The organism is Elstera litoralis, from assembly GCF_000963705.1.
GTDB classification, from domain to species: Bacteria; Pseudomonadota; Alphaproteobacteria; order Elsterales; family Elsteraceae; genus Elstera; species Elstera litoralis.
The window spans coordinates 1-2672 of the sequence record NZ_LAJY01000588.1; the positions used below are offsets into that span (position 1 = coordinate 1).

The following is a 2672-nucleotide window of genomic DNA, read 5'->3' on the forward strand; positions in this document are numbered from 1 at the left end:
CCCGGTCGAAGCCGTGCTGCCGCTCGATCTGCCAGTGCCGGATGCGGCAACCGCCGAGGCCGCGTCGGACACCCCAACGGAGCCGCCGAAGCGGAAACGCGGTCGTCCGCCGAAAGTGAAACCGCCGGTCGAGGCCTAAGCCGTCAAGGTGTAAGATATAGCCCCGCGTCTTCCTAAGGCGCGGGGCTTTTCTATCGGCGTTTTTTGAGGCACAGCATCAGCGCGCCGCCCGCGATTAACCCCCAAAAAGCCGGGCCGATGCCGAAGAAGCCGATGCCGGAGGCGGCGACGGTAAAGGTGAGGATCACCGGCAGCCGCTCGGCCTCTTTCGCAAGGCTCCCGGCGAGCGCGCTGGCGAGGCTCGGCAGCAGCGCCAATCCGGCCACCGCTTGAATGAGCAACGGCGGCGCGGCGGCGATGAAGGCGGCGGCATAGCTCGCGCCCAAGCCCAGCAGAATATATGTGATGGCCGCCGCCACGGTGGCGCGATAGCGTTTCCCGGGGTCGGGATGGGCTTCCGGCCCGGCGCACAGCGCGGCGGTAATCGCCGCCAAATTCATCGACTGCCCGCCGAACAGTGCCGCCACCGCGCTGCCCATGCCGGTGATGATAAAGATCGGGCGGGTATCGGGATCATAGCCATTGCCGCGCAGCACGGCGAGACCGGGGATATTCTGCGACGCCATCGTGACGATGAATAGCGGTAGGCCGATACTGATGGCGGCTTCTAGCGAAAACACTGGCAGCACCAACTCCGGGCGCGGCCAAGCGGCGGCCAGATCGGGCAGCGGTGTGCTCCAGCCGATCAGCGCCGCCGTCACCGCCACCGAAACCGGCACGGCATAGAGCCGGGCGAAGCGCAGCATTAGCGCCCACGTTAGCAGGATCGGCAGGGTCAGCCACGGCAGCGCCGCCATTGAGCGCACGGGGGCAAGGCAGAGGTCGAACAGCACCCCCGCCAGCATCGCGCTCGCCAGCCCTATCGGAATGCGCGCCACCAGCCGCCCGAACAGGGGCCAGAGCCCCGCCAGCATAATCAGGCTCGCCGCTACCAGAAAGCCACCAACCGTCGCCGCAAAACCGCCCACCGGCACGCCGGTCGCAATCAATAGGGCGGCGCCAGGGGTCGACCAGGTAATCGAGATCGGTAAGCGGTTGTAGAGGCCCATCTGGATGCCAATGAGCCCTTTCACCACACAGAGCGCCATCAAGCCCGAAGCGGCCTGCACCGGCGTCGCTCCCGCCGCCGTAAGCCCCTGGAGCACAATCGTAAACGCGCTGGCGAAGCCGACAACCGCCGCCAGAATCCCGGCGCTGGCCGGTTGAATGAAGTCCCCGGCTCCCCGGCCTTGCCCCGCCATCGCTTAACCCTCGGCTTGCCCTTCCCGCCCAAAACAGGCAGGTATCGGCAGTAGTTAATCGGATTTTGGATCCAATCGACAAGTGGATTTTTGATGCCGACCGAAGAAACCCCGCTCGCCGGTCTCGCAACCCTCTTGGGGCAGCAGCCGAATCGCCCGCGCACGGCGACGGAATTCGTTGAAGCCGCGCTGCGGCAAGCGATTCTTGGCGGGCAAATCGCGCCCGGCACGCCCCTGCGGCAGGAAGATTTAGCCGCCCTGTTCGGCGTGAGCCGTATGCCCGTGCGCGAAGCCCTGCGCCAACTCGAAGCGCAAGCCTTGGTCGATTTCGAACCCCATAAGGGCGCGGTGGTGACGGAGATTTCCGCCGAAGACGCCGCCGATAATTACGCCATCCGCCGCGCGTTGGAGCCTGCGGCCCTAGCCTTATCGATCCCGCACCTCACCGAGGCGGATTTCGAGAGAGCGGAGGAGTTGATTGCCGATCTCGATGGCGAGGCGGATCAGGCCCGCCTGGGCGACCTCAACCGCCGCTTTCATCTCTGCCTTTACGGCGCGGTGGGCCGCCCGAAGCTGCTGGCCCTGGTGAACGCCCAGCTTGCCGCCGCCGACCGCTATTTGCGCTTCCATTTAGCGGCGAAGGGTCGCGATCATCTAGCGCAGGCCGAGCATCGGGCGTTGCTCGCCGCTTGCCGCGCGCACGATATTCCCGGCGGACAGGCGGTGCTGCTCCAGCATCTCGATACGGCGGCTGCGACGATTGCCCGGTTTTTCGCCGAGCGCGGCTGATTTTAAGACTGAGGAAGAAGGATGGTGGCGGGAAGTGGAGTTGAACCACCGACCTTGGGCTTATGAGTCCCCTGCTCTAACCAACTGAGCTATCCCGCCACGTACGGACCTTCAAGCCGTCTTCACTACCGATCTGCCCGGCCCTGTCAAGCGTTAAGCATGGTTTTTTCCGAGCATCCGTGAGCATCCCGAAAAATCACCCACCACCCGGCCTTTTACGCAGATGCAGCACGTTAATTAAAGTAAAACGTCTAATGTTTCTAGAAATTTTTATGTACTTATGAAGAGCAATATCCTTACTCGCGACTCTCGATCATTGACACAGCGCCCCCTCCGCGTGCCATAATTGGCCTCTGCACCCCCAAGGAGCGCCGAATTCTGCGAGCGATATAAAGAATGAACCCGACCGGCGCAATCATTAGCTTTTCTTTTGAAAATACAAAAAAAAATGCCTTTTCCACGGTCTGGCCGTTTTATTCTTAAATGGCGTCACGATTCTGCTGCTGTTAGGACACGCCGAAA

The 2672-nt window shown here is 62.8% G+C and carries 2 protein-coding genes and 1 tRNA gene; 1 reads left to right on the plus strand and 2 read right to left on the minus strand.

Annotated elements, in window-relative coordinates; all coding sequences use genetic code 11:
- Positions 1-191 precede the first annotated feature (191 nt).
- A complete protein-coding gene (locus tag VZ95_RS17890) occupies positions 192-1361 on the minus strand; it encodes a benzoate/H(+) symporter BenE family transporter (RefSeq protein ID WP_045777067.1) in 1170 nt (389 codons plus the stop codon).
- Positions 1362-1454: 93 nt separating this feature from the next.
- Between VZ95_RS17890 and VZ95_RS17895 the strand changes: the two genes are divergently transcribed.
- On the plus strand, positions 1455-2150 hold the full coding sequence (locus VZ95_RS17895; protein WP_045777068.1) for a GntR family transcriptional regulator: 696 nt from the start codon (positions 1455-1457) through the stop codon (positions 2148-2150).
- A 22-nt stretch (positions 2151-2172) separates the two neighbouring features.
- On the opposite strand, the gene VZ95_RS17900 is transcribed toward VZ95_RS17895, so the two are convergent.
- Positions 2173-2249 (minus strand) — tRNA-Met (locus VZ95_RS17900).
- Between the last annotated feature and the right edge of the window lie 423 nt (positions 2250-2672).